Genomic DNA, 26671 nt, shown 5'->3' with positions numbered 1-26671 from the left:
CGGGCCTCCCGTCCGTCGTCCCGTCGCCTTCGCCCGCCACGCGCGCCGAATCACAACGACTGGTCATGGATCCTCGTCTGCGCCGGTTCCATCCGACACTTGCTGACCAGTCCGCGGAGCTGAGCGGGGTGTCGTGACCGGGCGGCTCCACCGAGGCCGAAACCGAGGTCGTCGCTCTGCACGAACTCGGCCGACACCCAGGTGGCGCGCCGGGTCCTGACAGGGCGTTCAGGGATGCTGGGGGCATGACGACTGCCGTGACCGCCCGCGCCATGACCGTCGCCAGTGGCGACTCCACCGCTCCTTCGGACCTCGGTGGGCTCTCCGGCGTGGTGCTCCAGCTGATCGACGCCCTGGGGGAGTGGGGTGTCGGGCTGATGCTCTTCGTCGAGACGGTGTTCCCGCCGATCCCGTCCGAGGTGATCCTGCCGCTGGCCGGGTTCCTGGCGGGTGCCGGTCAGATGAACCTGGTGCTGGTCCTCGTGCTGGCGACGATCGGCTCGTACCTCGGGGCCCTGGTGCTGTACTGGCTCGGCGCGAAGATCGGGTTCGAACGCACCACGCGGTGGTTCGGCAAGCTGCCCCTCGTCGACGAGGACGACTTCCGCAAGGCGGCCGGCTGGTTCCACCGCCACGGCAAGAGCGCGGTCTTCTTCGGCCGGTTCATCCCGATCGTCCGCAGCCTGATCTCGCTGCCCGCCGGCGCCGACCGCATGCACCTCGGCACCTTCTCGGTGTTCACGATCATCGCGAGCGGCATCTGGAACAGTGCACTCGTGCTGCTCGGTGCAGCGTTCGGGTCGCAGTACGACAAGGTCGAGGCCTACACCGAGTGGATCGACCGCGTGCTCTACGTGGCCATCGCGGTGGTCGTGGTGAGCTTCGTGGTGCGGCGGCTCCGCCGGGTGCGGGCCGAGCGTCGTGCGGGCGGGTCCGACGACCACGACGACCGCGGCAGCAGCAGCCCGGCCGCGAGCGGTGCCCGGGGTCGTCGTCGCGCCGAGCCCGCCCGCGACTGACCCTCAGGCCTTCGTCAGCGCCGACTCCTTGTGGGCGGCCTGCTTGCCGCTCTTGCCCGACTCGACGATCCAGTACGGGTCGTCGTCGGTCGGCTTGAAGTGCTGTCCGTCGAACTCGAAGTCGCTCGTGCGCTTCCGCACGAGCGTGCCCGTCGTCTTGCCTTGCGAGGTGTTCCAGCGCACCTCGTCACCCTTCGACAGCGCCATGCTGTCCTCCTTGCGCGTTCGGTCTTCCTGATGGGTGTCGGACTGTACCCCGGAGATCCCCGGAGATCCCCGGAAAACCGGGGAAGTACGGCGGTCACGATGTCGTAACGGCCCCTGCGGATCAAGAGTCGGACGCGTACCGTTTCCCACGAGCACCACACGTCGGCACCAGCCGCGGAACCACGGCGCTCTGGACGGGACGACGGACACCATGACCCTGCTGGACAGCGCGCGGGCGGACACCGTCCTCGCTGCGCGCTACCGGCTCGTGAAGCTCATCGGCACCGGCGGCATGGGATCCGTCTACGAAGCCCGTGACGAGCACACGTACCGCGCCGTGGCCGTGAAGCTCTTCGCCACCCCGGACAAGATGACCACCGCCGACCGTGTGCGCCAGGAGCGCGAGATCCGGCTGCTCAGCATGCTCTCCCACCCCGGCCTGATCCCGCTGTACGACGCCGGCACCCACGAGTTCGAGGACGGCCCGCACCGGTTCATCGTGATGGAGCTCATCGCCGACACGACGCTGCTGCGCCGCCTGTCCGAGGGCGCGCTGCACAACTACGAGGTGGCCGACCTCGGCGCACAGCTCGCCGACGCCCTGGCCTACGTGCACTCGCGCGGCATCGTGCACCGCGACGTCAAGCCCGCCAACATCCTGATCAGCGACGAGGGCTCGTCCGGGTTCGCCCGCACCGTCAAGCTCACCGACTTCGGCGTCGCCCACTTCGTCGACGGCTCCCGCTTGACCAACGACGGCACGGTCATCGGCACCGCCGCCTACCTCAGCCCGGAGCAGGTCGCCGGCGAGCCCATCAGCTTCGCCACCGACGTGTACTCGCTCGGACTCGTCCTGCTCGAGGCGCTGACCGGCAAGCAGGAGTACTCCGGCACCCTGATCGAAGCAGCGCTCGCCCGGCTCCGCCGAGACCCCGAAGTGCCGGACGACGTCGCCGACGAGTGGCGCGAGCTGCTCAGCCGGATGACCGCCCGCGACCCCGAGCGCCGGCCCACAGCGGTCGCGATCGCCAACGCGCTGCGCGGTGGGTCCACCCAGATCACCGGCCCCGTGCCGCTCGGCCCGGAGCGCGTGAAGCACCAGCGCGACCACCGCATGCACCGCGCTGCCCACCGCCACGCCCGGCGCGGCACGTTCTCGGCGGTCCGCCGGTGGCGCCGACGGAACGTCCTGGTGGGGTCCTTCGCAGCGTTCGGCGTCACCGCGGCCTGCGTGGCCGCCTACGTCGCGGGCGCCCTGCACTGAACCACCCGCGGATCCGGACTCCGGACTCCGGAGACCGGTGCGCTGCGGACAGCGGCACCCTGGCAAGATGGAAAGCATGACCGACCAGCGCTGGATCAAGATCTGCGGCCTGTCGACGCCCGACACCGTGGACGCCGCCGTCGACGCGGGTGCCGACGCCGTCGGGTTCGTCTTCGCGGCGGGCAGCCCCCGCACCGTCACCGCCGACCTGGCGAAGGAACTGGTGGAGCGGGTGCCGGACGGCATCGACGCCGTCGGGGTCTTCCGCGACCAGAAGATCGACGAGATCGTCGGCATCGCGTCCGAGGTCGGACTCACCACGCTGCAGCTGCACGGTGGCGAGTCGCCGTCCGACTTCGCCCGGGCGCGTGACGCCGGCTTCTTCACCATCCGGGCCCTCGCGGCCGAGGACTACCTGCGCGAGACGCCCGAACAGCGCGCCGCGTTCGACCACGACCTGCTGCTGCTCGACGCGGCTGTGCCCGGCAGCGGCCGACTGATCGACCCGGCCACGATCGACGGCGTCGACGAGGCCTGGATCCTGGCCGGCGGGCTGACCCCGGCCAACGTGGTCGCCGCGGTCGAGGCACTCGACCCCGACGGCGTCGACGTGTCGAGCGGCGTCGAGTCGGAGCGCGGCGTCAAGGACCCCGCGAAGATCCGCGCCTTCGTCGAGGCCGTCCGCAGCCTGGGCTGAGCGCGCGCTCGCGCCGATCGGCCGCAGTCGCGGCTCTGGACGCGACCGCGGACGGACAGGAGGCGCGGGGCGGGCCCGCCCCGGGCCTCCCGTCCGCCGTGCCGTCCGTGTCGGGCGCGGAAGACGCCGTCGTGTCCTGTCGACGCCGCGATGCGTCCGAGACGCCGCCGGATCCGGCGGCGTCTCGGCGACGCCGCGGCGTCCTGGCGAGACGACGGCGTCTCGCGCGGGGATCAGCGCAGGGTGGGGATGAGCTCGGTCAGGAACGCGTCGGTGTCCTCCCAGCCCTCGACCGCGTGGCAGGGGACGCCCAGCGCCTTCACCGGGTAGTCGTTGCCCTCGGGGTCGAGTCGGTCCCCGACGAAGAGCATGTCGTCGAGCGCGATGCCGGTGATCTCGGCGAGGCGCTGCATGCCGTAGGCCTTGTCGATGCCCTTGCGGGTGATGTCGATGCTCGTCGAACCGCCCGAGCGGACCTCGAGGTCGGCGAGGTCCTGCTGCACCAGGCGGCGCAGGTGGTCCTTCTTCTCGCCCGTCGGGTCCCACTGCTTCTTGACGTCCACCGGTGCCGACTGGCCGAGGGCGGAGAACGTGATCTGCGACCCGCGGTCCTCGAGGATGGGGCCCCAGGTCTCGGACTCCCAGTACCCGGCTTCCTTCGCACGGGTCTCGACCGCGGCGAGGGCGCGGTCCTTCTGCTCGTCGGTGAGGTCCTCGGCGTACTGCAGCGCCCAGTCCTGGTCCTGCCACCGGTAGTAGCGGGTGCCACAGGTCGGCAGGAGGTGCAGGGCGTCGAGCGTCAGCCCGTCGCGCTGCCGGAGCGGGGTGACCAGCTGCTGCTCGAACTGCGTGAAGTTGCCGCCGGAGATGACCGCGACCGGCACGACCTCGAGCAGGGACGCGAAGGTCTCGAGCATGCGGGGGTCGAGGGAGGACTTCGACGGGGCGAGCGTGTCGTCCAGGTCGAAGGCGACGAGGCGGGGCGTGGTCATGCCCCTGATCCTGCCAGAGGCCGCCGATCACATGCCGCGTGCGGTGCTCCGGGTTGCCGGGTGCTGCGTGATGTCTGCGGGGTCACGCGCGGTGCGTGGCGGGGACCCGGTCGCGGGCGTAGGTGATGTCGGTGTAGCCGTGCGGGGCGGGGTTGCCGTCCTCGTCGAGGTTCACGAACACGACCTCGTCGATCGTCAGGATGCTCCGGTGCGTGAAGAGGTTGCGCGCCTCGGCCCGCATGGTGAGCGACGTCCGGCCGAACCGGGTGGCAACGAGGCCGATCTCGACGATGTCGCCCTCCTTCGCCGAGGACAGGAAGTTGATCTCCGACATGTACTTCGTGACGACCTTGCCGTTGCCGAGTTGGATGATCGCGTAGACGGCGGCTTCCTCGTCGATCCAGCGGAGCAGGCTGCCACCGAACAGGGTGCCGTTCGCGTTGAGGTCCTCCGGTCGCACCCACTTCCGGGTGTAGAAGTTCATCTCCGGCGGGGCGTCGTCCTGGTGCTGATCCATGTCACGTCATGGTACGCCGACGGCCGCGCCCCCCGCAGGGACACGGCCGTCGTGACGATCGTGGGCGGCGGTGTGCCGCCGTCGCTCACTCCTTGACGAGGACGACCTCGTCGAGGGCGATGCGGCTGCGCGGGGCGACCTCGCGCTCGGCGGCCTTCTCGTCGAGCTGTGACGGGTGCGCGACGGTGCCGACTGCCGTGACGGTGTACGGGACGAACCGCTCCGGCAGGTCGAACGCGGTGCGCAGTCCGGCGGCGTCGATGCCCGCCATCTGGTGCACGTGCAGCCCCTCGGCGTGGGCCTGCACCGTCAGGGCGGCGAGCGACTGGCCGAGGTCGTACTGGGCGAAGGGACGCTCGTCGCCGTCGGCGGTCACGGTCTCGAGCACACCGACGACCAGGGCGCTGGCACGGAACGCCCACGCGGCGTTGAAGCCGAGCAGGTTCTCGTTGATCTTCCGGAACGTCTCGGTACCGCGGCGGCCGGCGATGAAACGGCGGGGCTGGAAGTTCATGGCCGACGGTGCCCAGCGAGCTGCCTCGAGGACGGCGTCGAGCTGGTCGTCCGAGATCGTCGCGGTCTCGTCGTACGAGCGGGGGCTCCAGCGCTCCTCGAGCAGCGGCACGAGCGGCTGGCTGGAGTCGGTGGACCGGGTCAGGGTGTCAGCGTTCGTCGAGGTCATGGTGCGCTCAACGGTATTCGATGCGTACGCATTTCCGACCTGAGTGACGTCACATCCCCGCCTCCAGGTGCCAGGATGGAGGGGATGGGTGGCGTGTTGACCGGCTTCGCGATCATCGGCGTGATCATCGCCGGTGGGTACGTCGTCGGACGCATCGGTCTGCTCGGCCCGCACGCGCAGTTCGTGATGAGCCGGCTCGCGTTCTTCGTGCTCATGCCGTGCCTGCTGTTCCACACCATCGCGACGGCCGACATCGCGTCGCTGCTGTCGTCGATGCTCTGGGTCTCACTGCTGAGTGCTGCCGTGGTCGCCCTCGCCGCCGCCGTGGTGTTCCGCTTCGTGCTGCGGCGGTCCGTCACCACGACCACCGTCGGAGCGCTGGCCTCGAGCTACGTCAACGCGAACAACATCGGGCTGCCGGTGGCCGTCTACGTGCTGGGGCAGGCGACCGCGGTCGTGCCGGTGATCCTGCTGCAGCTCGTCGTGATGGCCCCGATCGCGCTCACGATCCTCGACGCCGCGACGGCGGGTGGCGGCGGGTGGGGCAGGCGGATCGCCGGGCCGTTCCGAAACCCGATCATCATCGCCTCGCTCGTCGGGCTCGTGTGCTCGGCGACGGGGCTCACCCTGCCCGACCCCGTGCTCGAGCCGTTCTCGCTCGTCGGCGCTGCCGCGGTGCCCGTCGTGCTGCTGTCGTTCGGGATGAGCCTGCACGGTGCGACCCCGCTGCGGGACCCGGCGATCCGGACGGACGTCATCGTGGCGTCGTCGATCAAGCTCGTGGTGATGCCGGCGGTGGCGTTCGTGTTCGCGCGGTTCGTGTTCGGCCTGGGGGACCAGGACGTCTTCGTGCTCACCACGCTCGGCGCCCTGCCCGCGGCGCAGAACGTCTTCAACTACGCGCAGCGGTACGGGGCCGCGGTGCCGGTGGCGCGTGACGTCGTGCTCATCTCGACCCTCGGCTCGGTGCCCGTGCTGGTCGCGATCGCTGCCCTGCTGCACCCGTAGCGCTCGAGACGCCGGCGTGCGGCGTTGCGGAAGACGCCGTCGTGTTGTCGAGACGCCGGCGTGTGGCGTTCCGGAAGACGCCGTCGTGTTGCCGAGACGCCTCGATCTCGCCGAGACGCCGCCGCATTCGGCGGCGTCTCGCGCACTTGCGGGCGTCGTGCGCGCACGCCGGCGTCTTCCGTGTCCTGGACCTGCGGCGGGACGGACGGGAGGCGCGTGGCGGGGCTGCACCGGGCCTCCCGTCCGTCACGTGGTGGCGACCACCGCGGACCGTGCGCAGGAGCGGTCGGGTCGCGCCCGCCGACCCGACCGTTCCTGCTCACGAAGTGGGAACAGCGCGCGCGTATGGTGGCGGGCACGCGGGGCGGACCGCCTCGCGACCGATGACCACGACGAGGAGACCTCCGATGGACACGATGGCGATGATGCAGAACATGTCGACGACGGACATGCCCGTGCAGATGGACATGAGCACGATGCAGGACACGATGATGGCGATGAACGCCGCGTCGATGGCCGCGACGATGTGTTCCGCGGCCGACATGCGCATGGGCGGCGACATGGCCACCTGCGCCGCGATGTGCTCGAACACCGCGATGCTCGCCGACACCGGCATGCGGATGATGATGCGTCCGATGGGCATGGACCAGGCCGCGATGCAGGCGATGCTCATGGCCGTCGTCGCGATGGGCACCGCGTGCGCCGCCGAGTGCCGCACGCACCAGGACATGGACGAGTCGTGCCGCTACTGCGCGATGGCCTGCGACGAGATGGTGTCGAAGTGCCAGGCGATGCTCGACGCGATGACCGCGTGAGCCGCTCCGCGTGAGCCGCTCCGGCTGCGCTACGCGACGCGCGCGGTGGTCTGCCGGCTGCCGGCGCTGAGGATCTCGGCGACCGGGTGGTGGGCGACCGGTTCGCCGACCGACAGGACGCCGTCCGCGTCCGCCACCCGCAGCTGGGTGATGCTCCCGTCGAGGAACAGCACCACGGCGTCGGCTGCGCGGGTCTCGACGACGATGCCGTCGCGCCACGCAGCGGGGGCCGCGGTCGCCATGAGGCGCTGGATGGGAAGGATCGTCGTGCGTGACATGGCTTCACCTGCTCTCGAAGGGGTTCGGTGCAGGAAACCTACGTCGACGTGACGGTCCTCGGCGCGACGGCGGACGCCGGGCGTAACAGAGCGGGTGCCGACGTTCCGGCCTGGTGACCCGGCTCCGCTCAGAAGATCATCGGGCGGTCGTCGTCGAGCGACGTGTCCAGGTCGAGGTCCACCACCACGGGCACATGGTCGCTCGGGGCGTCGCCCTTCCGCTCGTTCCGGTGGATCGACGCGTCGGTGACGACGTCGGCGAAGGCTTGCGAGCCGAGCACGAAGTCGATGCGCATGCCCTCGTCGCGCGGGAACCGCAGCTGCTTGTAGTCCCAGTAGGTGTACCCGTCGGGCACGATCGGGCGGACGACGTCCTGCAGCCCCCGGGCCTCGAACTCGCGGAACGCTGCCCGCTCGGGCTCGCTGACGTGCGTGGACCCTTCGAACACCCGCAGGTCCCAGACGTCCTGGTCGAGCGGTGCGACGTTCCAGTCGCCCATCAGCGCGAGCGGGGTCTCCGGCGACGCCTCGATCCACTCCGACGTGCGGTCGGCCAGCTGCGCGAGCCAGTCGAGCTTGTACGTGTAGTGCGGGTCGCCGAGCTCGCGGCCGTTCGGCACGTAGAGGCTCCAGAGCCGCACGCCGTCGACCGTGACGCCGATCGCGCGGGCCTCGACCGGCAGGTCCGGCCCCTCGTGGCCCTTCAGGAACCCGGGCTGGCCCGGGAAGTCGCGGGTGACGTCCTCCAGCGGCAGACGGCTGGCGAACGCGACGCCGTTCCACTGGTTCAGGCCGTGGGCCTCGACGTGGTAGCCCGCAGCCTCGAACTGCTCGACCGGGAACTGCTCCGGCTTGCACTTGATCTCCTGCATACCGAGGACGTCGACGTCCTCACGCACCAGCCAGTCGACGATCCGACCCACTCGGGTGCGGACGGAGTTCACGTTCCAGGTCGCCACGCGCATGGAACAAGAACCTACCGGTGCCGACTGACGACGAGGTCGGCACGTGCATCGTCTGTGCGGCGTCCGGCACGATGGTGTTCGCTGGAGGCCAGCAATCGACCGCACGGAGGCAGCAATGGCATCGACGACGAACCGCGTCGACGGGACCCCGACCGGGGCCACGCTCGGCACCGGGGCCGGCAACACCCAGCCCGCAGGCACCACCACGACGCAGGTCACCGCCAAGGGCAAGACCATCATCGACGACACGGTCGTCGCGAAGGTCGCGGGCATCGCCGCTCGCGACGTGCCGGGCGTCTTCGCGCTCGGCGGCAACGCCTCGCGCGCGTTCGGCGCCATCCGCGACGCCATCGGCTCGAGCGCGCTCGGCCAGGGCGTCCGCGTCGAGGTCGGCGAGACCCAGGTGGCGGTCGACCTGACGATCGTCGTCGACTACCCGACGCCGATGATGGAGGTCGCCTCCGCGGTCCGCGCCGCCGTCACGAGCGCCGTGACCGAACTCGTCGGCCTCGAGGTCACCGAGGTCAACATCGCCATCAACGACGTGAACATCCCGGCCCTCAACGGCGTCGCGGACGAGCTCGACACCCGGGACGGTCGGGTCCGTTGAACGCCACCGTCGTCGGGATGGGCGTCGGTGCCCTGCTCGCGATCGTCGCCGTGACGCTCGGGTTCTGGGCGTTCGTCGTGGTCGCCGTCTGCATGGCGCTCGGCGCACTGGTCGCACGCATCGTCACCGGCGACGTCGACTTCCGTCGCCTGCTCGACGTGCTGCGCGGACGCCGGAGCTCGTCGTGAGCGGCGCCGCCGTCGCCACGACCGGCGACCGCGGCGTCCGGGTCCCCGGTTCCGGTCCTGGCGCTGCTCCCGTCGGTGTCCGGGTCCCCGGTTCCGACAGGATCGGAGCGCACGCGCTGGTGCGGACCGCGCAGGCGGTCGCCGCCGAAGCGCTGCGCGTTGCCGCCCGGGAGGTCCGTGCCCGCGTCGCCGACGACGGCCGCGGTGCGCTGGCGGTCGAGATCACGGCCCCGCTCGCCCTGCCGGTGCTGGGTTCGCACGCACTCCCCGACGAGCCGGTCGTCGCCACGGCGCACCGGGCCCGCGGCACGATCGCCGAGCGCTTCCGGACCATCACCGGCCGACAGGTCGCCCGCGTGACGGTGACCTTCGCGTCGTCGGTGGTGGACACCCCGCGGAGGGTCCGGTGACCGCAGCACCCACGGTCGGCCGCCCCGATCCGGTCGTCCCCGCCGGTCCGTCGCGCGACGACCACGCCCCGACGTACCGGCGTCTGCTGCGTCGCGAGACCCACGTCTCCCGCTCCGGTGCCGTCGTCGTCGCGATGCTCATCGCCCTGGTGCTCGCCGCCGCTGCGGTCTTCGCCGGGGCGCTCGTCCTGCTCGACCAGAACGTGCTCGGTGTCGACCCCCGTGCCGTGGTCGACGCCGCCCTCGCCGCGCCGGACGGCCTCGACACGACGATCGTGATCGGTGTCGGCGCCGTCGTCGCCCTGATCGGCCTGGTGCTCCTGCTGCAGGGGATCCTGCCGCAGCGGCGCCCACGCCACACGATGTCGTCCGACCGGCTCGCCGTGGTCGTCGACGACGAGGTCCTGGCCTCCGCCGCGGCCCGCGCCGCCCGATCCGCGACCCGTCTGGGCGCCGACGCCGCCGTGGGCACAGTCGGCCGTCGCACGGTCGACGTCGTGCTCCGGCCCGCAGCCGGGGTGGACGTCCCCGCGGTGGCCGCGACCGAGGCCGTCGAGCGGGAGTTCGCCGCGATCGACGCGCAGCCGGCCCTCGCCGCGCGCGTCCGGGTGCAGCCGACGGGGCGGGTGGACGGATGAACGCCACCAACCGTGCACTCGGACGCACGGCACTGATCGTGCTCGGGCTCGTCCTGCTCGTCGCCGGAGCGGCCGCGATCGTGGTGCAGACCGCACAGGGGGTGCCCCTCGTCGCGTCGTGGTGGCGCGCGGTCGGCGATGCCCTCGCCGGACTCGGCACGGGGGCACAACGGGACGACTCGGTGTTCGCGTGGACCTGCGTGCTCGGCGGTGGCGTCGTGCTCGGCGTGCTCGCACTCGTGGTGCTGACGACGCTCGGCGGGGGCCGCGAGAGCACCGTCGTGGACAGCGACGGTTCGGCCGACGGCGTCGCCGGCTCGGTGCGCATCGAGTCCACGGCCGTGCAGCACGCGCTCTCCTCGGCCATCGGCGACCTGCCCCAGGTCGGCTCGCTCGCCGTCGACGTCTACCGGGTCCGTGGTGGTCGGGCGATCCGGGTGCGGGTCCGTCCGCGCCGGGGTGCCGCGCCGCGCGAGATCACCGATCGGGTCGAGGCCGTCGTCGCCGACCTGGACGCCCTGCTCGGCGAACGCCTGCCGGTGCTGCTCGAGATCGCCCGTGGCGGGTCGGGGTCGTCCCGCCCGGACCGCGTGCACTGAGCGTCGCCGTGGTGCGCTCGATCGGTGGACTGCCCCGGCCGGGTGAGACCGTCCCGGAGCCGCGCGTGGTCACCCAGGCGGCCCGAGGGCGTGAGGTCGCGCTCGTCTGGCACAACCAGATCGGCGGGACGACGTTCCGCATCGGGCCGGACGCGCACGCCGAGGAGTTCGTGAAGGTCTTGCCGCACGCCTACGGGTCGTGGATCAGCGGCGAGGCCGCGCGGCTGACGTGGGCGTCCCGGTACGCCCGGGTGCCGGAGGTGCTCGACCACGGCGCCGACGAGGACGGCGTCTGGCTGCACACCCGCGCGGTGCCCGGCTGGAGCGCCGTCGACCCGCGTTGGCACGACGAACCCCGGACGGCGGTGGTCGCGGTGGGCGAGGGGCTGCGCGCGCTGCACGACGCCCTGCCGGTCGACGACTGCCCGTTCACGTGGTCCACGGTGGACCGGCTCGATCGCGCGCGTGCGGCCGACACCGACGCCGACCGTGGGCCGGGCTCGCTCGGTCCGGAGCCGCCGACCGACCGGATCGTCGTCTGTCACGGCGACCCGTGCACGCCGAACACGCTCATCGGTGCGGACCGGCGGTGGAGCGGGCACGTCGACCTGGACGCGATGGGGGTCGCGGACCGCTGGGCCGACATCGCGGTGGCGACGATGGCGCTCGGCTGGAACTACGGACCCGGGTGGGAGCCGCTGTTCCACCGGGCGTACGGGCTGCCGGACGACCCGGAGCGCACCGCGTGGTACCGGGCGCTGTGGAACACCGACGTGGACGACGTGGGGCCTGCCGCGGGCTGAGCCGGAGGCGGGCTGGTCCGCTAGAAGGCGACGCCGCGCGCCGACATGAACGGCACCGGGTCGGTGGTGGCGCCGTTGATGTGCACCTCGACGTGGCTGTGGCAGCCGGTCGATGCCCCGGTGGAGCCGACGAGTGCGATGAGCTGCCCCGCGGAGACCTGTTGTCCGGTGGCGACCCGGAAGCCGCCGTCGACGATGTGGCCGTACGCGGTCTGCACGCCGCCGCCGTGGTTGATCCGGACGTAGTTGCCGTACCCGCCGTACCAGCCGACGTAGTCGACGGTGCCGGCCGACGCCGCGACGATGGGCGTGTAGCAGCCGCTCGCCAGGTCGGTGCCCTCGTGCATGGTCACGACGCCGGTGATCGGGTGCACGCGGTACCCGTAGGGGCTGATGACGTAGCCGCTGGCGGGGCGGACCCAGCCGGTCCCCGAGCCCGCGCCGACGGAACCGCCGCCGCCGGAGCCGCTGCTGCCGGTCGAGCCGCCGCCTGACGGCGCGCCCCCGCCGGAGTTCGCGGCAGCCTGTGCGGCGGCCGCTCGCTGCGCGGCTGCTGCGCGCTCTGCAGCTTCGCGTGCCGCCTTCTCTTCCGCCGCCTTGCGGATGCGCTCACCCTTGGCGAACTCGGCTTCGGTGCGGACCCGGCCCGAGGTCAGCGTCGCGAGCTGGGCGTCGAGTCGTGCCTTGTTCGACTGCTGCTCGTCGTAGGCGGCCTGCACGGCGTCGGACGCCGTCTGGGCTTCCTGCATGCGGTCTTCTGCTTCGGCGGCGAGGTCGCCGAGTGCTTCGGCGGCGCGGTCTGCCTGCGCTTCGAGCGAGCTGGCGACGGCGGCGTCTGAGCTCGCGGCGGCCTGCACACGCTCGGCCTGCTCGGAGAGCTTGCTCAGTGCGCCGAGGTTGTAGAGGAGGTCGCTGGCGTCCTTGCCCTGGGTGATCACCGAGGTGGTGACGTCGGCACCACCGGAGCGGGACATCTGTGCGGCGAACTGGCCGGCCTGCGCGGCGCTCTGGTCGGCGACCTCCGCGTGCTCCTTCGCGTCGGCGCGGAGCTGCTGTTCCTTCTCGGCGGCGGTCTGGGCCTTGCGCTGCGCCTTGTAGAACACGTCACCGAGCTTCTGCGCCTTCGCCTCGGCAGCCTCGACCTTGGCGTCGAGTTCGCTGATGATGCCCCGGATCTCGGTGATCTGCCCCTGCTTCGCGGATTCCTTGCCACGGGCGGACTTCACTTCGTCCCACGTGGGGTAGGTCACCGCCTGGGCTGCCGGGGCATCGACCACGACCGTGCCGACGAGGCCCGCGAGCGCCAGGCCGGTGACGGCGAGGCGCAGGCGCACGGGGACACGGGGGACGCGGAGGCGTGAGGGGCGAGACATCGAGCACGAGCCTATACATCCGTACAGCGAGCATCGGACGGCAACGCGCCGCTGTGGACAACTTCAGCAGCGGATCAGAAGCCGCGCTCGCGGCGGATGACGTCGGCGCTCCCGACGACGTCGCGCCGCAGGAGGGCCTGCCCCGCGGTGCCGGCGTAGTCGTAGACGTCGAAGCCGGTGCAGTGGGTGATCGTCGCCGGCGGGCCGAGGGAGTCCTCGACCGCGGTGGTCCAGAGGTCGTGCGACCCGACCACCACGAAGCTCGGGTCGGCACCGCGGTACGCCCCGAGGTCGACGAGCCACGGGTACGTCTCGAAGGTGTCGCGGACCTGCAGCAGCTCGAGGTTCGTCGACGCGTAGGTGGCGAGGGGACGGACGGTCCAGAACTGTCCGACGCCGGTGACCTGGCGCCCGTGCGCCCAACGGTCGAGGCACGCCGCCGCCGGGTACCGGGCGGTCGCCACGGCGTGGGCGGTCCCGGGGGTCACCGCGACGCCCACCGCGAGCACGGCGGCCATCGCGACCGCGACCCCCGCTCGGACGCCCCGGTGGGGACGGTGGACCCGTGTCCGGCGCACCGCGGTGCGGGTGAGCTCGGCCACGGCGACGAGTGCGAGCAGCGGTGCGGTCACGATCGGCTGCAGGTAGCGCGGGGTCTCGGACCCGGCGACGACGACCCCGACGGACACCGCGACGACGGTCACCAGGGGGAGCAGCGTCGCGACCAGCACGGTGCGGGCGGTGCGGACCCGCCAGGCCCAGACCGTGCCGCCGACGGTGACGAGCACGCCGGCGAACAGCAGCAGCAGGCCGACGTCGCCCGGTGCCGTGCCCGCCCGGTCGTCGGTCAGTGCCGCGAAGAACCGCAGCGTCTCACCGGCCCGCGACGGCTGCACGTACGTCGCGGGGTCGAGGGAGACGAACGGCCGCAGCGGGATCCGCACCAGGTACCCGACGACCGAGCCGATGGTGACGGCACCGGACAGCAGCGCCGCCGGACGCCACGGCACCCGGCGCGCCAGCACCAGGAGCCCGAGCGTGACGACGACCGGAGCGGCGGACCACGGCACGTACAGCGGGTTCGACGCCGTCGTGCACGCGGCGACGAGTCCGAGCACCACGAGCAGCAGCACCGACGCCCGGCCGAGCCGCACCGACCGCAGCACGAGGACCGCGGTGCCGAGCATCGCCAGCACGGCACCGTAGTAGTAGGTCGTCGTGAGCAGCAGCGACGCCAGCTCGAGCGAGGTCGCCGTCGCCGACGACTCGGTCAGCACCAGCAGGGTGACGAGGCCGAGCGCCCCGGCCGACACCGCGATCCGGGCGGGGCGCCCGGCGGACGGCATCAGTTCGTTCGCGGCCGCACGCACCAGGGCGTAGACGGCGAGGAGCACGAGCACCCCGTTCAACGCCAGGGCCTGCTGTGGTGTCGCGGTCACCAGCGCGCTGAACAGGTACGCGGGCAGCTCCGGGAAGAAGAACAGCGCGGGCGACATCGCCCACTCGAACGGCTGCCCGGCCTGCAGCGAACGCTCGACGAGCGGCAGCAGCACCGAGTCGCCGTCGTACCAGAGCAACGCCACCCGTTCCGTCGCGATGACGTGGCGCAGGGCGATGACGGCCAGGGCCAGCGCGACCAGGCCGCCAAGGGCCTCCCGTCCGATCGTGACGGCCACGGCGCCGGGCCGGCGGCCGCCGGCCGGGGCCGGCTCCACGGCGGCGCGACGCGGTGCACGGGACATGCCCCGGAGCGTACCGACGCTGCCTCGGTGCCAGCACGCACAGACGCTCAGGCTGGGGGAGCGCGCTGCGGGCCCGACCGGCTACCCTTGTGCGCTGTGACCGACGCGCGCGAACAGTTGATCCAGTACATCTCCTCCGAAGCGGTGTTCCACGGCGACTTCACCCTGACCAGCGGGAAGAAGGCGACGTACTACATCGACCTGCGGAAGGTCAGCCTGGACCACCGCGTCGCGCCGCTGATCGGACAGGTCATGACCGAGCTCGTGCAGCAGGTGCCGGACGTCTCCGCCGTCGGCGGGCTCACCATGGGCGCCGATCCCATCGCCAGCGCCGTCCTGCACCAGGCCGCCGCCCAGGGACTGACCTACGACGCCTTCGTCGTCCGCAAGGAGCCGAAGGACCACGGCCGCGGCAAGCAGGTCGAGGGCCCGGACCTGCAGGGCAAGCGCGTCGTCGTGCTCGAGGACACCTCCACCACCGGCGGCTCGCCGCTCAAGGCGGCCGAGGCACTCGAGCGTGAGGGCGCGATCATCGCCGCCGTCGCGGTCGTCGTCGACCGGGACACCGGCGCCAAGGAGACGATCGAAGCGGCTGGCTACCCGTACTTCGCAGCCATCGGGTTGGCTGATCTGGGGCTGACCGCGTGACCGAGGAGCGTCCGGACGACGCACGCGAACCCGACGGCACCGCCGGCCCGGCAGACGGGGACGACGGCCAGGAGGCTCGGCGTGCGTCCGGATCGGACGCTCCGTTCCACGGTCTCCGCAGCGCTGCGGACATCTTCGGGGCGCCGCGGGGCGAGGAGGACTGGCCGTCGCGCCGGGAGCGTCGCGAGGCCGAGCGCACCGCGCGTGAGACGGGCGCACCGCTTCCCGAGCCGTTCGTGCCCGAGCCCGAAGATGCTGCGCCTGCGCCTGCTGCTGCTGCTGCTCCTGCTGCGCCGGACGACTCGACCCAGGCCATCTCGATGCCCGCCGAGCTGCTCGCGCCGTCGGAGAACCCTGACGCCGCCGTCGAGCACGAGCGCTCCACGCTGCACGACCGGATCCCGGCCGCCGCGGACGTCCCCCCGGACTCCACCGCACCGCACCCGTCGTCGATCGTGCTGCCGACGGCCCAGGCCCACCGCGACGAACGTGCCGCCGCGTCCAAGGCGATCGAGGACGAGCGTCGCCGCGTCGACCCGTTCGGCGAGGGCCGTGCCGACGTCGACTGGCTCGGCCGTGCGACGGGATCGCACCCGGAGCCCGTGGCGCCCGCTGCGCCGCAGCCCCTCGGCGTCGAGAACGTGCTGCCCCCGACCGAGGAGCCGCCGACCTTCACCGACCTGTTGCGCATCACGAGCACCGGGCCGGTCCCCACGCAGACCGGCGCCCACGACCGGCCGTTCGACTGGGCGATCGGCGACGACGACGAGCCCGGCGAGGTCCCGGCGACGCTGACCACCGACTCGTTCGACACCACCGCACAGTCCGCAGGGTCCTGGTCGCTCGCCGACGAGTTCGACGACGAGGACGAGGTCGTGGCCGGCGAGGTCGACACCCCGGCCGCCGGGCTGCCCCAGGCGCCGCGCACCTACCCGGTGCCGCCGGCCGTGCCGGTGCCGCCCGCGGTGCCGCCGGCTGTGCCCGCTGCCGCCGCTGCCGGCGCAGGTGCTGCCGCCGCTGCTGCCGGCGCCGCTTCGCCGGACGCGAGCGACCCCGCGGACCCGACCGAGGCAGTGGACGCGCCCCGTGCGTCCACCGGAGCCGACGAAGCGGAGGCGACCGAGGGCCTCCGATCCGACGCCCCGACCACCGCGATCCCGGCAGCCGGGACGCCCTGGTGGTCCGAGCCCGACGCGACCGTGCCGCCGACCGCTGCGCCGCCGCTCGTGGAGCCGACCGCGGGTGCCCAGGAGTACCCGGCACACCTGCCGCCGTCGGTCGGACAGGACCTGGACGCCGTGCTCGGACTGGGCCGGACCGACACCGGTCCTCAGTCGGAGTCGCTGCCCGCCGCCGCGCCGGACGACCTGGACCAGTCCGAGTGGGACGGCCGCGAGACCAGCGACACGAGCGCCATCAAGGACCTGTTCGGCACCGAGGCCGTCGGGCAGCTCGGCGACACCGGCTACGACCCCGAGGACACCGGCACGCGGATGATGCCCGCGGCTGCCGTGCCCACTGCTGCTGCGCCGGCTGCGGCCCGCCCTGCTGCTGGTGCTGGTGTCGGCCGGTCCGCGGCTGGTCCGGACCGACAGCCCGGCGAACGCGACAACTTCATCAACGAGGGCTTTGCGCGGCTGCGGAACGAGGGCAAGCGCGGCAAGCAGCTGCTGATCTACGGGTCGATCGCCCTGATCCTCGTGCTCATCGTGCTGGTCTTCCTGCTGTCGAAGTGGATCCTCGGCAACAACATCGCCGACCAGGCCGTCCCGACGAAGTCGCCCTCGGCTGCGTCCTCGGCATCGGCGGCCCCGACCGCCGCTCCCTCGACCGCGCAGTCGAGCGAGGCCACCGCACCCGCCGCCGCGCTGCAGTTCGCGACGACCCCTGCCCTGCCCGGTGAGCACCCGTGGACCGACCTGGCCGGTGGGGAGTGCCTGTCCCCGTTCACGAACGCGTGGTCGCAGACCTTCACGGTGGTGGACTGCGCGACGCCGCACATCGGGCAGCTGACCGCACGCCTCGCCGTCGAGGGTGACACCTACCCCGGTGCCGAGGCCCTTGCGACCCAGGCGGCCGACCAGTGCCAGTCCGACACGGCCCTGAACGCCTCGGCCGCGGCTGCCGTGGGCGACGTGCAGGTGCAGGGTTCCTACGCGCCGGACCAGGCGACGTGGGACCAGGGTGACCGGTTCATCGCGTGCTTCGTGACGCGGTCGTCGGGGCAGCCGCTGACCGGGTCGTTGGCTCCGGGGGCGTAGGGGCGCGGGGCGGGGCGCACCCGTTCTGCGACGATCCACCCCGTGATCGACGGGTGCTCTGTCGGAACTTGCACACGCAGCGGATGCGTGCGCAACGAACGACATCCCACCCGTCGAACGACGAGTGGGATGTCGGAACATGCACGCGCATCCGCTGGCGCGCGGGCGTCAGGCGCTCGCGGGCACCTTCGCCGACACGTCGGACAGCGTCTGCAGCTCGTCGGCGGAGAGCTCGAGCTCCGCCGAGGCCAGCAGCGCCGGCAGCTGCTCGGTGTTCCGGGCGCTCGCGATCGGCGCGACGACGTCGGGCTGCGCCTGCAGCCAGGCGAGTGCGATGGTGGCGATCTCGGAACCGTGCGCATCGGCGATCGAGGACAGCGCGTCCACGACGGCGAGCCCTTCGTCGGTGAAGTAGCCGGACACCTGGCCCTCGCGGTCCTTGCCGGCGAAGTCGTCCTTCGTGCGGTACTTGCCGGTCAGGAACCCCGCGGCGAGCGAGAAGTACGGCACGACGCCGAGCCCGTGCTCGTGGGCGAGCGGTGCGATGTCGGACTCGTACGGCTGGCGGGTGACCAGGTTGTAGTGCGGCTGGATCGCGACGGGCTGGGCGAGGCCGTTCTCCGTCGCGATGCGGATCCACTCCGCGGCGCGGTCCTTCGAGTAGTTCGAGATCGCGGTGTACCGGACCAGACCGTCCTGCACGAGCTGGTCGAAGGCGCGGACGGTCTCCTCGAGCGGGGTCGACTGGTCGTCGAAGTGCGCGTAGTACAGGTCGATCCGGTCGGTGCCGAGGCGCTCGAGGCTGGCGCGGGCAGCGGCGGCGACGGTGTCGGCGCCCAGGCCCTGGAACTCCGGGTGTTGCGAACCCTTGGTGGCGATGACGACGTCGTCCCGCTTGCCCGAGGCCCGGAGCCACGAACCGATCACACGCTCGGACTCGCCACCCGAGTTGCCCGGCGCCCACGCGGAGTAGACGTCGGCGGTGTCGATGAAGTCGCCGCCGGCCGCGGTGTAGGCGTCGAGGACCTGGTGCGAGGTCGACTCGTCCGCCGTCCACCCGAAGACGTTGCCGCCGAGGGCGAGTGGGAACACGTGCAGGTCACTGGTACCGATGCGGGGCATGCGGAGGTCCTTTCGTGGTCGGAGGTGCGGTGGGAGCGAACCGCACGTCTCCCGACGCTATGCCCCGATGCTTGACACGGCCCCGGCGCGAGGGGCTTCGATGGAGGGATGACCACGCTCACCGATGCCCTCACCGACGCGCGATCCTCTGCCCGGTTGCAGGCCGTGATGGCCGCGGGCACCACCCCGGACCCGTCGGACCTCGAGGTGCTCGTCGCGCAGTGCGCCGTGGAGCCGGACTTCTTCGTCCGCGACATGCTGACGTGGGCACTGACCCGACACCGGGCCGAGGACGTCGTGGCCCGGGTGCTGCCCGAACTCGAGCGCCCCGAGCCGCAGGCCCGCAGCCAGGCGCTGCACACCCTGTCGAAGATCGGTGACCCGGACGCCTGGCCGGCGGTGCGCCCGCTGCTCGGGGACCAGGACGACGAGGTGCTCCGAGCCGCCTGGCGTACTGCGGTCGCCCTGGTCCCCGGCGACGAGCGGGCGTCGCTCGCGCGGACCCTCGCGGTGCAGCTCGGCGTCGGCGACCGGGATCGTCGGCTCAGCCTGTCGCGTGCGCTGGTGGGACTCGGCGAGGACACCGTCGCGCCGGTGCTGGCAGCGGCTGCCGACCGGGGCTCCGACGTCGTCCGCGAGCACGTGCGCGAGACCGAACGCCTGCTGCACGACCCCGGCGTCGCCTCCGAGTACGCGCTCGAACGGGCTCGGCGCGAGGTCGCCCTCGGCCGGACGCGTTCGGTCAAGGGGTAGGGCCGGCGGGCGCGCCCGGCCGGGCGCGCCGGGTGGTCGCGGACTGTCGGTTTCGGGGCTGTCGGGCGACGGATGGTGACCGGTCGGCGGACGTGAGCGGGGTGTCGTGACCGGCGGGGGTGTCGGACGGGAGGCGCGTGGCGGTCGCGCGCTGAGCCTCCCGTCCGTCGCCACGCGCGTTCGCGGGGCGCGGTGCGGTCGCGACACCCCGTGCGCTGGGCGCCGAGCGGTCGCGAATCGTCGGTTGCGGGGCTGTCGGACGACAGTTCGTGACCGCTCGGCGGACGTGAGCGGGGTGTCGTGACCAGCCGACCAGCCGACCAGCCGACCAGCCGACCGGCCGACCAGCCGCGACCAGCCGGCCAGCGGCCGCAGCGCGGTCAGTCGCCGTCGGGCGCCAGCCAGATGGACGCGGCGGCGGCGGCCGGCAGGTCGACGAGGGACTCCGAACCGTCGGTCGAGCGTCGTGACACCGCGATGACGCCGGCGTAGTCGCGCACCCGCTCCACCCGCAGGTGCGTGCCCAGCCGGACCCCGAGCTCGTCGAAGTACCGCAGCAGCGACGGGTCGTCGTCCGAGACCCGGTCGACCGTGCCGCACGCACCGGGCTCGATCGCGCCGAGGAGCGTGCCGGGGGAGTCCGGCACGATGCCGTCCGCGCCGGGGATCGGGTCACCGTGGGGGTCGTGCGTCGGGTGCCCGAGGTCGGCGTCGACACGGTCCAGGAACCGCTCCGAGACCGCGTGTTCGAGCGCCTCGGCCTCGGTGTGGACCTCGTCCCACGAGTAGCCGAGCCGTCGCACCAGGAACGTCTCGATCAGCCGATGCCGGCGGACCATCGCCACCGCGACCTGCTGGCCCAGGGGCGTGAGGACGACGCCGTAGTACGGGGTGTGCTCGATCAGGCCGTCACGGTCGAGCTTCTTGAGGTTGCCCGACACCGTCGACGCCGACACCTTCAGCGACGCGGCGATGTCCCGCGTCGCCAGCCCGGGCCCGCCGCGCTCGCTGGCCTTCCAGATGAGCTTGACGTAGTCCTCTGCCATCGTGGACAGGGAGGGCAGGCGCATACCGCCAATCGTACGTCCCGCCTGGTACAACCGGGAGGTGACCACGACCACCCCCACCCGAGCCCGCCGCCGTCGCTGGCCGGTGCCCCCGTCGCTGCTGCTCGGGCTCGCGCCGCTCGTGGTGTTCGCGGCCATCAGCGCCTGGCGCTCGCGGCCGAGTGACGACTACGCGACCCTCGCGCAGACCGTCGACAGCGTCGTGCACGCCCTGGTCATCCCCGAGGGCATCGCCGTCGCCGCGCTCGCCGTGTTCGTCACGGCGCTCGGCTGGTGGCGGATCGCCACGGTCGACCCGGTCCGGACGCGGGTGCGGGTGCGGTGGACGATGCTCGCGCCGATCCTCGTGCTGGTGGTGTGCGTCGTGCGGCTGCCCCTGATCGACTGGACGGCGCTGCCGGCGCACTACTTCCTGCTGCTCGCCGTCGGGGTGCTGTTCGTCGGGGTGTTCGAGGAGCTGATGGCCCGCGGGACCCTGCTCGTCGGGCTGCGCCGCCGCCTGCCCGAGATGGGTGTCTGGGCGTTGTCGTGTGTGCTGTTCGGGCTGCTGCACCTGCTCAACGCGCTCGCCGGGGCGGGCATCGGACCGACGCTGATCCAGGTCGTGTTCGCGGCGTCGTTCGGGTCGACGCTGTACGTCGCGCGTCGGCTGACCGGGTCCCTGCTCGCACCGGTGCTGCTGCACGCCTTCTGGGACTTCGGGTCGATCGGGTTCTCGGCGACCGCGGACACGGGCGACTTCGGGAAGCTGACCCTGCTCGGCCTGATCGGGCTGTTCTCGTTCGGGGTGCTCGCGTTCGGCATCGTGGCGGGCGGGGTCGTCGCCTGGTACGACGACCGACCGCGGCGGCTGGCGAAGCGGTGGCGGACGGTACCGCCCATGGGGGCGGTCGTGGTGCCGGGAGGCGAGCCGCGCCTCCAGGCCGACGTGGTCTGAGGGAACGGACGCGACGGGCGCGGGGCGACCCCGCGCAGACGCGACGGTGCCCCGGAACGCAGCACGCTCCGGGGCACCGGTCTGTCGAGTCAGTCGGCCCGACACGTCGTGTCAGTCGGCCCGACGCGTGGTGTCAGTCGGCCCGACGCTCCGTGTCAGTCGGCCCGACGGCGGAGCTGGCGACGGCGGATGACGACCAGCGCGATGCCGGACATCAGGAACACGATCGCGGCGATCGTGACCCCGGTGAGCTGCGCACCGGTGAAGGCCAGGCGCGTCGCCGACGGGTCGGTCGCGGACGGGTCGGCGGCGACGGTCTGCCCCGTGGCCCCGGCTCCTGCTGAGGCACTCGAGACCGGCGCTGCCCCGCTCCCCGTGCCCGCACCCGTGCTCGAGCCGCTGCCGGTCCCACCAGCGGAACCGGTGCTCGCGCCCGTACCGCTGCCGGAGCCCGTGTGCGGCTTCGTCGTGGGCTTCGGGGTCGGCTTCGGCGTGACGGCCGTCGACACGATCCGCGAGACCGCACCCGTCTTGGTGTTCAGGAGCACCTCGCGGTGCTGCGGGTGCGTGAAGTCGAACATGCCCCGGAGGGACCCGGCACGAGCATCGAACGACTGGTCACCGATCCGGCCCGTCGACCAGTTGTCCTCGATGAACTTCGTGGTCGAGGTCTGCTCGATGGCGGTGTGGTCGACGTGGTTCTGCTTGGCGAACGGCGAGATGACCAGGTACGGCAGCCGCTGCGAGGGGCCGCAGCGGTCGAGGTACCCACCGGCGACACCGACCTTGGTCGCGGCCGTGGTGCAGACCGTGGTGTCGTTCGAGGAGTCCGTCGAGCCGTTCAGGATCGTCGGCGCGACGTGGTCGTACCAGCCGTCCGAGTCGTCGTAGTTGATGACGATGGCCGTGCTCGACCACTCCGGCGACCGCTCGATCTCGTTGATCTTCGACGTCAGGAACTTCTGCTCGTCGAGCGGGTCGGAGTACGCGGCGTGGCCGTCCTGGGCCTCGGGTGCCTTGAGGAAGGACACGGCGGGCATCCGGTGCTCGGCGAGGGCCGTGTCGAACGCGGACAGGTCGTACTGGTGGTTCGCCCGGTCGGTGGAGCCGATCATGCGGTCGCTCGTCGGTGCCAGGTGGTGCGGGTTCGACGTCGACGCGTAGTACGCGAACGGGTTGTGGTGCGGCGAGTAGTCGTTGCTGACCGAGCCGCCGACGTTCGTCGTGGTGGCGTCGCACTTGGCGAGCGTGCCGGTGCCCGCGTAGGCCGTCGTCGGGGTGAAGCCGCCCTGGAACCAGCCCCAGGTGACGCCCTTCGCGTTGAGCAGGTCGCCGATGTTCTTGCCCGACATCTTCACCAGGTTCGACGTCGACGTGTGGTCCTTGTCGGAGCAGTCGTCGTAGGCGGGGTCCGGGTCGGCGGTGACGGTGCCCTGGCCCGCGGCGTCCTTCGCGACGACGGCGGTCGAGGTCGGCACCGTGGCACCGGTGACCGAGTCCACGCCCGTGCCGCCGTGGGTGTTGCCGCTGATCAGGTTGAGCGCCCCGGGGGTGGAGGGTCCGAAGCCGGTGTCCCAGGCGTTGTCGCTCATCGCGTAGTTCTGGGCGTAGTTCCACAGCCCGGTCGTGGTGTTGCCGTCGTAGTAGTCCATCGTCAGGCCCGGCGAGCCGTACAGCCCGGTGCAGGTGTCCACCGAGGTGCTCTCGACGAACTTGTCCATGGCACCGCCGTCGACGGCCTTCTGCTCGGGCAGGTAGTTGTGGTTCTGGTCGCAGGTGAGCGCCTGGGCGGGCGTCAGCCGTGACGGGGCGTAGGCGTTCGGGTTCTTCGTCAGGGTGCCGGAGGACGCGAGCGTGTTCACCTTCGGGGTGCTCCGTGCGGCGGTGAAGCGGGTGCCGTCGGTGTTCGCGGCCTTCGGGTAGGTGCCGAAGTAGTGGTCGAACGACACGTTCTCGTCGTACATGACGACGACGTGCTTGATCGGGGTGGTGGTCCTGAGGGAGTTGTCCGCGGCGGACGCCGACTGCGGGATGGCGAGGGCCGTCCCGGCGACGGCCGCCAGGGCCATGATGGCGAGCGCGCCCTGTTGGACGCGTCGTTCGGAAGGTCGGAACACGTGGAACCTCTCACTGGTCGGGACGGTGGGGTGGTGGGGGAGCGGTGGGGCCCGGCGGGCGGGCGGGTCCGGGCGGGTCCGTGCGGGCGGGGCCGTGCGGGCGACGGCCCGGGCTGGGATGTGCGAGCGTCGGCCCTGCTAGGTCCGTGCGAGCAGTCGACGGCCCAGCCAGTCGTCCGCGTGGCGGACCCCGGGCAGGGCGAAGAAGTAGCCGCCGCCGACCGGTGACACGTAGTCGACCAGGGGCTCGTCGACCAGGCGCTTCTGCACGGCGACGAACTGCCGTTCCAGGTCGGCCTGGAAGCACGCGAACAACAGGCCCATGTCGAGGTCGCCGTTCGTGTCGGTGCCGTTGTCGTAGTTGTAGGGACGACGGAGCATCTGCTGCGCACGGGCCTCGGCGGTGCGCGGGTTCGCCAACCGGATGTGTGCGTCCATCTGGATGACGTCGCCGGTCGGGTCGTCCTGGTACCGGGGGTCGTCGAACTCGCCGCTGCGGGTGAGCGGGGCACCCGAGTCGCGGTGCCGGCCGATCATGTTCTCCTGCTCGTGCAGCGAGACGCGGTCCCAGAACTCGACGAACATCCGGATGGTCCGCACGACGTGGTAGCTGCCCCCGGTGACCCAGTCGGGTTCGCCGTCCTGTCCACCGCGGGTCCAGACCAGGTCGTCCATCACGCTGCGGTCCGCGGTGGAGGGGTTGCCGGTGCCGTCCTTGAACCCGAGGAGGTTGCGCGGGGTGCCGGAGGGGCGCGGCGGGGACGCGAAACCGTCCTGGCGCCAGCGCACCTGCATGCCGCCGCGGGTGGCCCGGGCGATGTCGCGGACGGCGTGCAGGACGGTGTCGGTGTTGTGCGCGCACACCTGCAGCAGCAGGTCGCCGTCCGAGATCGACCGGTCGAGGTCGTCGTTCGGGAAGTCCTCCATCGTCCGCAACCGCGCCGGGCGCTGCCCCGACAGGCCGTACCGGTGGTCGAAGAGCGAGGCGCCGACGCTCGCCGTCACGGTGAGCCCGTCGGCCGCGACCTGCGGTCCGAGCACGCCGGAGTCGGCCGGCGGCGCGGTGATCCCGACGTCGGCAGGCGTGCCGCCGCGGGTCAGGAACCGGGCCCGCTCGGTGATCGTCCGGAGCAGGTCGGCGAGGTCCCCGCGGTCGGCCGCGGTCACGTCGAACGCCAAGAACGCCGACTGTCGCTGCGCGGGTGTGGTGATCCCGGCCTGGTGCGCGCCGTGGAACGCGTACGAGGCGTCGGCACCGCCGGTGGTCGCGGCGGCTGCCTGGAGGCCCGTCCCACGCCCGGCGGTCAGGCTCGCTGCCGCCGCGGCGGCTCCGGCACCTGCCCCGACCGCGCTGGTCAGGAACGCGCGGCGTCCGACCCCGCGGGTGGGGCCGGGCTGCTGCTGGTCGTCCGGTGCGCCGGCGGGACACACACTGCCGTCGGCGGAGAGCCCGAGGCGGGCGTGCGCCTCGGCCATCCGGCGGTACGTCGCCGCGTCCATCCCGCGTGGGCGCTGCTGGCTCCGGGGGCCCGCCGGGCCCGGGCGCTGCGGTCGTTCGGTCACGAGGTCCTCCTCGGGTCGCAGATGGCGGCGACGGGCGCGAGCTGTTCGAGCGCAGCGTCGAGGTCGGCGTCCAGGTGCTCGCGGGCGCTGCGGTCGAGACCGTCGAGGGTGTCCCAGCTGCCGTCGGTCCGTCGGTGTGACTCGACGTCGGCGCGCAGGGTCGCCAGCGCACGGTCGGTGGCCCGGAGGCCCGGGTAGCGGGTCCGCAGGATCGACCGGAGCGGCTCGAGCGCGTGCTCCGTCCCGCTGATGTTCGCGTCGATCGTCGCCAGTGCCGTGTGGCTGCCGGCGTCGGTGGCCCCGGTCGCCTCGAAGCGGAGCGCGTTCTCGAGGATCTCGTGCGAGCGCAGGCCGATGTCGAGCGGGTCGACCCGCTGGGTGGGGAACGTCCGGCGCAGGTGTTCGACCGCGGCGACCAGGGCGTCGGCGGGTGCGACGGCGCGGCTGCCGGGCGCTGCCGACCACAGCAGCGCCTCGACGCGGTGGAAGCCGGTCAGGTGCGGGTCGTCGAGTGCGGTCCGTCCGGCGGCGGGGAGCCCGTCGATCGCGGTGTCGTCGTCCCCGAACGCGCCGTAGGCGGCTCCGAGCTGCTCGTACTCGCGGTGACCGACCAGCCAGTCCCGTCGTGCGGCCCGGACGTCACCCGTCCGGACGTCGGCGTCCAGTGCACGCACGTCGGCGAGCAGCGTCGGCAGGCGGCTCTCGATCCAGTCGCCGTACGACTTGGCGGCGGGGATCAGGTCGTCGCGGGTGACCGGGACGATCCCGGGGGTCTCGTCGCTGACGTGCGTGGCGCCGCGCAGGTGGACGACGGCCCCGGTGCCGGGGTTCGCGTCGGCGGGCAGGCAACGGAACCGGTACTGGCCGCGGGGGAGTCGGACGCCGTAGTCGTGCGTCGCACCCGCTCCCAGCCCCTCCGCGTCGAGGTAGACCGCGCCGTTCGTGGGGTCGACCAGCTGCACCTCGATCCCGGCGACGGAGGTGTTGTGGATCCGGAACGTCTGGGGGCCGGCGAGAGCGCGGTCCGGACTCGCGGGCCACCCCGTTCCGCAGGCGTCGGTGCCGGCCTGCACGGTGACCGCGCTCGTGTGCGGCGACGTCGGAGGGACCAGGTGCGGGGCGACGATCGCGGTCCCCACGAGTGCTCCGAGTGCGCCGACGACCACTGCCGTCGTGGCACGAACCGACATCGGCACCGATGACCCCATCCTGTAGCAATTCACAGAAAACCCTGGTCAGAGCCGCTTTCAGCTCGACCAGGGCAACCCTAGGGTCGCTCCCGGGGCAGTTTTCCCGTCGTTCACCGCGGAACGGTTCTGTTCACCGGATCGTCATCGTGCGCCGCGCCGCGCCGCGCCGCGCCGCACGGTGCGGGGTGCGCGCCCCCGTGCGAGCT

Annotated in this window: 28 protein-coding genes; 15 read left to right on the top strand and 13 right to left on the bottom strand. The window is 72.4% G+C overall.

Going from position 1 to position 26671, the window contains the following annotated elements; genetic code table 11:
- Positions 1-245 precede the first annotated feature (245 nt).
- Positions 246-1019: a DedA family protein gene (locus H489_RS24600; RefSeq protein WP_152427186.1), complete on the top strand. Its 774-nt coding sequence runs from the start codon at positions 246-248 to the stop codon at positions 1017-1019.
- 3 nt (positions 1020-1022) lie between these two features.
- Here the strand turns inward: H489_RS24600 and H489_RS24595 are convergent, their stop codons facing one another.
- A complete protein-coding gene (locus H489_RS24595) occupies positions 1023-1226 on the bottom strand; it encodes a DUF2945 domain-containing protein (RefSeq protein ID WP_017886355.1) in 204 nt (67 codons plus the stop codon).
- A gap of 211 nt (positions 1227-1437) precedes the next feature.
- Between H489_RS24595 and H489_RS24590 the strand changes: the two genes are divergently transcribed.
- Together H489_RS24590 and H489_RS24585 are read left to right on the top strand one after the other, a co-directional pair.
- Positions 1438-2490: a serine/threonine-protein kinase gene (locus tag H489_RS24590; protein ID WP_051067362.1), complete on the top strand. Its 1053-nt coding sequence runs from the start codon at positions 1438-1440 to the stop codon at positions 2488-2490.
- Positions 2491-2566: 76 nt separating this feature from the next.
- Positions 2567-3187, top strand: coding sequence for a phosphoribosylanthranilate isomerase (locus H489_RS24585; RefSeq protein WP_017886354.1), 621 nt, complete (start codon positions 2567-2569; stop codon positions 3185-3187).
- A gap of 233 nt (positions 3188-3420) precedes the next feature.
- Here H489_RS24585 and H489_RS24580 read toward each other — a convergent pair whose 3' ends face one another.
- The 3 genes from H489_RS24580 to H489_RS24570 all read right to left on the bottom strand — a co-directional run bounded on the left by H489_RS24580 (position 3421) and on the right by H489_RS24570 (position 5378).
- On the bottom strand, positions 3421-4179 hold the full coding sequence (locus H489_RS24580) for an HAD-IIB family hydrolase (protein ID WP_017886353.1): 759 nt from the start codon (positions 4177-4179) through the stop codon (positions 3421-3423).
- 82 nt (positions 4180-4261) lie between these two features.
- Entirely contained in the window at positions 4262-4696 is a 435-nt protein-coding gene (locus H489_RS24575) for an acyl-CoA thioesterase (RefSeq protein WP_017886352.1), read from the bottom strand.
- A gap of 85 nt (positions 4697-4781) precedes the next feature.
- A complete protein-coding gene (locus tag H489_RS24570; RefSeq protein WP_017886351.1) occupies positions 4782-5378 on the bottom strand; it encodes a nitroreductase family protein in 597 nt (198 codons plus the stop codon).
- Positions 5379-5462: 84 nt separating this feature from the next.
- Between H489_RS24570 and H489_RS24565 the strand changes: the two genes are divergently transcribed.
- On the top strand, positions 5463-6386 hold the full coding sequence (locus H489_RS24565; protein WP_017886350.1) for an AEC family transporter: 924 nt from the start codon (positions 5463-5465) through the stop codon (positions 6384-6386).
- 407 nt (positions 6387-6793) lie between these two features.
- Entirely contained in the window at positions 6794-7201 is a 408-nt protein-coding gene (locus H489_RS24560) for a hypothetical protein (RefSeq protein WP_017886349.1), read from the top strand.
- A gap of 29 nt (positions 7202-7230) precedes the next feature.
- On the opposite strand, the gene H489_RS24555 is transcribed toward H489_RS24560, so the two are convergent.
- Both H489_RS24555 and H489_RS24550 read right to left on the bottom strand, forming a co-directional pair.
- Positions 7231-7479, bottom strand: coding sequence for a hypothetical protein (locus H489_RS24555; RefSeq protein WP_056069500.1), 249 nt, complete (start codon positions 7477-7479; stop codon positions 7231-7233).
- Between the two features lie 128 nt (positions 7480-7607).
- Positions 7608-8444, bottom strand: coding sequence for an exodeoxyribonuclease III (locus H489_RS24550; protein WP_017886347.1), 837 nt, complete (start codon positions 8442-8444; stop codon positions 7608-7610).
- 115 nt (positions 8445-8559) lie between these two features.
- On the opposite strand from H489_RS24550, the gene H489_RS24545 reads away from it, so the two are divergent.
- Genes H489_RS24545 through H489_RS24525 form a run of 6 tightly spaced genes read left to right on the top strand, consistent with a single transcriptional unit; the run spans position 8560 to position 11692 of the window.
- A complete protein-coding gene (locus tag H489_RS24545) occupies positions 8560-9054 on the top strand; it encodes an Asp23/Gls24 family envelope stress response protein (RefSeq protein ID WP_017886346.1) in 495 nt (164 codons plus the stop codon).
- Complete coding sequence (locus H489_RS24540) at positions 9051-9242, top strand: DUF2273 domain-containing protein (protein WP_017886345.1); 192 nt, start codon at positions 9051-9053, stop codon at positions 9240-9242. Before H489_RS24545 ends, H489_RS24540 begins: the two co-directional genes overlap by 4 nt.
- The gene (locus H489_RS24535; RefSeq protein ID WP_017886344.1) at positions 9239-9652 is read left to right on the top strand and encodes a hypothetical protein; all 414 of its coding nucleotides are present in this window, start codon (positions 9239-9241) and stop codon (positions 9650-9652) included. The genes H489_RS24540 and H489_RS24535 overlap by 4 nt, the downstream gene beginning before the upstream one ends.
- Complete coding sequence (locus H489_RS0118525) at positions 9649-10290, top strand: hypothetical protein (protein ID WP_017886343.1); 642 nt, start codon at positions 9649-9651, stop codon at positions 10288-10290. The genes H489_RS24535 and H489_RS0118525 overlap by 4 nt, the downstream gene beginning before the upstream one ends.
- Complete coding sequence (locus H489_RS24530; RefSeq protein WP_017886342.1) at positions 10287-10889, top strand: hypothetical protein; 603 nt, start codon at positions 10287-10289, stop codon at positions 10887-10889. The genes H489_RS0118525 and H489_RS24530 overlap by 4 nt, the downstream gene beginning before the upstream one ends.
- Positions 10890-10897: 8 nt before the next feature.
- Positions 10898-11692: an aminoglycoside 3'-phosphotransferase gene (locus H489_RS24525; protein WP_017886341.1), complete on the top strand. Its 795-nt coding sequence runs from the start codon at positions 10898-10900 to the stop codon at positions 11690-11692.
- Between the two features lie 20 nt (positions 11693-11712).
- On the opposite strand, the gene H489_RS24520 is transcribed toward H489_RS24525, so the two are convergent.
- Together H489_RS24520 and H489_RS24515 are read right to left on the bottom strand one after the other, a co-directional pair.
- A complete protein-coding gene (locus H489_RS24520) occupies positions 11713-13065 on the bottom strand; it encodes a M23 family metallopeptidase (RefSeq protein ID WP_083389219.1) in 1353 nt (450 codons plus the stop codon).
- 74 nt (positions 13066-13139) lie between these two features.
- Positions 13140-14807, bottom strand: coding sequence for a hypothetical protein (locus H489_RS24515; protein WP_017886339.1), 1668 nt, complete (start codon positions 14805-14807; stop codon positions 13140-13142).
- 96 nt (positions 14808-14903) lie between these two features.
- Here H489_RS24515 and pyrE point away from each other — a divergent pair, with 96 nt between their 5' ends.
- Together pyrE and H489_RS24505 are read left to right on the top strand one after the other, a co-directional pair.
- Positions 14904-15455 (top strand): orotate phosphoribosyltransferase, encoded by a 552-nt coding sequence (gene pyrE / locus H489_RS24510; RefSeq protein WP_017886338.1) that lies wholly within the window; start codon positions 14904-14906, stop codon positions 15453-15455.
- A complete protein-coding gene (locus H489_RS24505) occupies positions 15452-17716 on the top strand; it encodes a septum formation family protein (RefSeq protein ID WP_020381106.1) in 2265 nt (754 codons plus the stop codon). The genes pyrE and H489_RS24505 overlap by 4 nt, the downstream gene beginning before the upstream one ends.
- 168 nt (positions 17717-17884) lie before the next feature.
- Here H489_RS24505 and H489_RS24500 read toward each other — a convergent pair whose 3' ends face one another.
- The gene (locus H489_RS24500) at positions 17885-18838 is read right to left on the bottom strand and encodes an aldo/keto reductase (protein ID WP_017886337.1); all 954 of its coding nucleotides are present in this window, start codon (positions 18836-18838) and stop codon (positions 17885-17887) included.
- 108 nt (positions 18839-18946) lie between these two features.
- On the opposite strand from H489_RS24500, the gene H489_RS24495 reads away from it, so the two are divergent.
- Positions 18947-19591, top strand: coding sequence for a HEAT repeat domain-containing protein (locus tag H489_RS24495; RefSeq protein WP_017886336.1), 645 nt, complete (start codon positions 18947-18949; stop codon positions 19589-19591).
- Between the two features lie 380 nt (positions 19592-19971).
- On the opposite strand, the gene H489_RS24490 is transcribed toward H489_RS24495, so the two are convergent.
- Positions 19972-20661: a metal-dependent transcriptional regulator gene (locus H489_RS24490; protein ID WP_017886335.1), complete on the bottom strand. Its 690-nt coding sequence runs from the start codon at positions 20659-20661 to the stop codon at positions 19972-19974.
- A gap of 37 nt (positions 20662-20698) precedes the next feature.
- Between H489_RS24490 and H489_RS0118520 the strand changes: the two genes are divergently transcribed.
- Positions 20699-21595: a CPBP family intramembrane glutamic endopeptidase gene (locus tag H489_RS0118520; RefSeq protein ID WP_152427183.1), complete on the top strand. Its 897-nt coding sequence runs from the start codon at positions 20699-20701 to the stop codon at positions 21593-21595.
- 155 nt (positions 21596-21750) lie between these two features.
- Here H489_RS0118520 and H489_RS24485 read toward each other — a convergent pair whose 3' ends face one another.
- The 3 genes from H489_RS24485 to H489_RS24475 form a co-directional block, all read right to left on the bottom strand.
- On the bottom strand, positions 21751-23712 hold the full coding sequence (locus H489_RS24485) for a phospholipase C (RefSeq protein WP_081612207.1): 1962 nt from the start codon (positions 23710-23712) through the stop codon (positions 21751-21753).
- A gap of 138 nt (positions 23713-23850) precedes the next feature.
- Positions 23851-25275 carry an iron uptake transporter deferrochelatase/peroxidase subunit gene (gene efeB / locus H489_RS24480; RefSeq protein WP_235045660.1) on the bottom strand — a complete coding sequence of 475 codons (1425 nt, stop codon included), beginning with the start codon at positions 25273-25275 and terminating at the stop codon, positions 23851-23853.
- On the bottom strand, positions 25272-26465 hold the full coding sequence (locus tag H489_RS24475; protein WP_031259338.1) for an EfeM/EfeO family lipoprotein: 1194 nt from the start codon (positions 26463-26465) through the stop codon (positions 25272-25274). Before H489_RS24475 ends, efeB begins: the two co-directional genes overlap by 4 nt.
- Between the last annotated feature and the right edge of the window lie 206 nt (positions 26466-26671).

Origin of the sequence: Curtobacterium flaccumfaciens UCD-AKU, from assembly GCF_000349565.1 — a bacterium.
GTDB lineage: Bacteria > Actinomycetota > Actinomycetes > Actinomycetales > Microbacteriaceae > Curtobacterium > Curtobacterium poinsettiae.
This window is presented reverse-complemented; position numbering and strand designations above follow the sequence as displayed.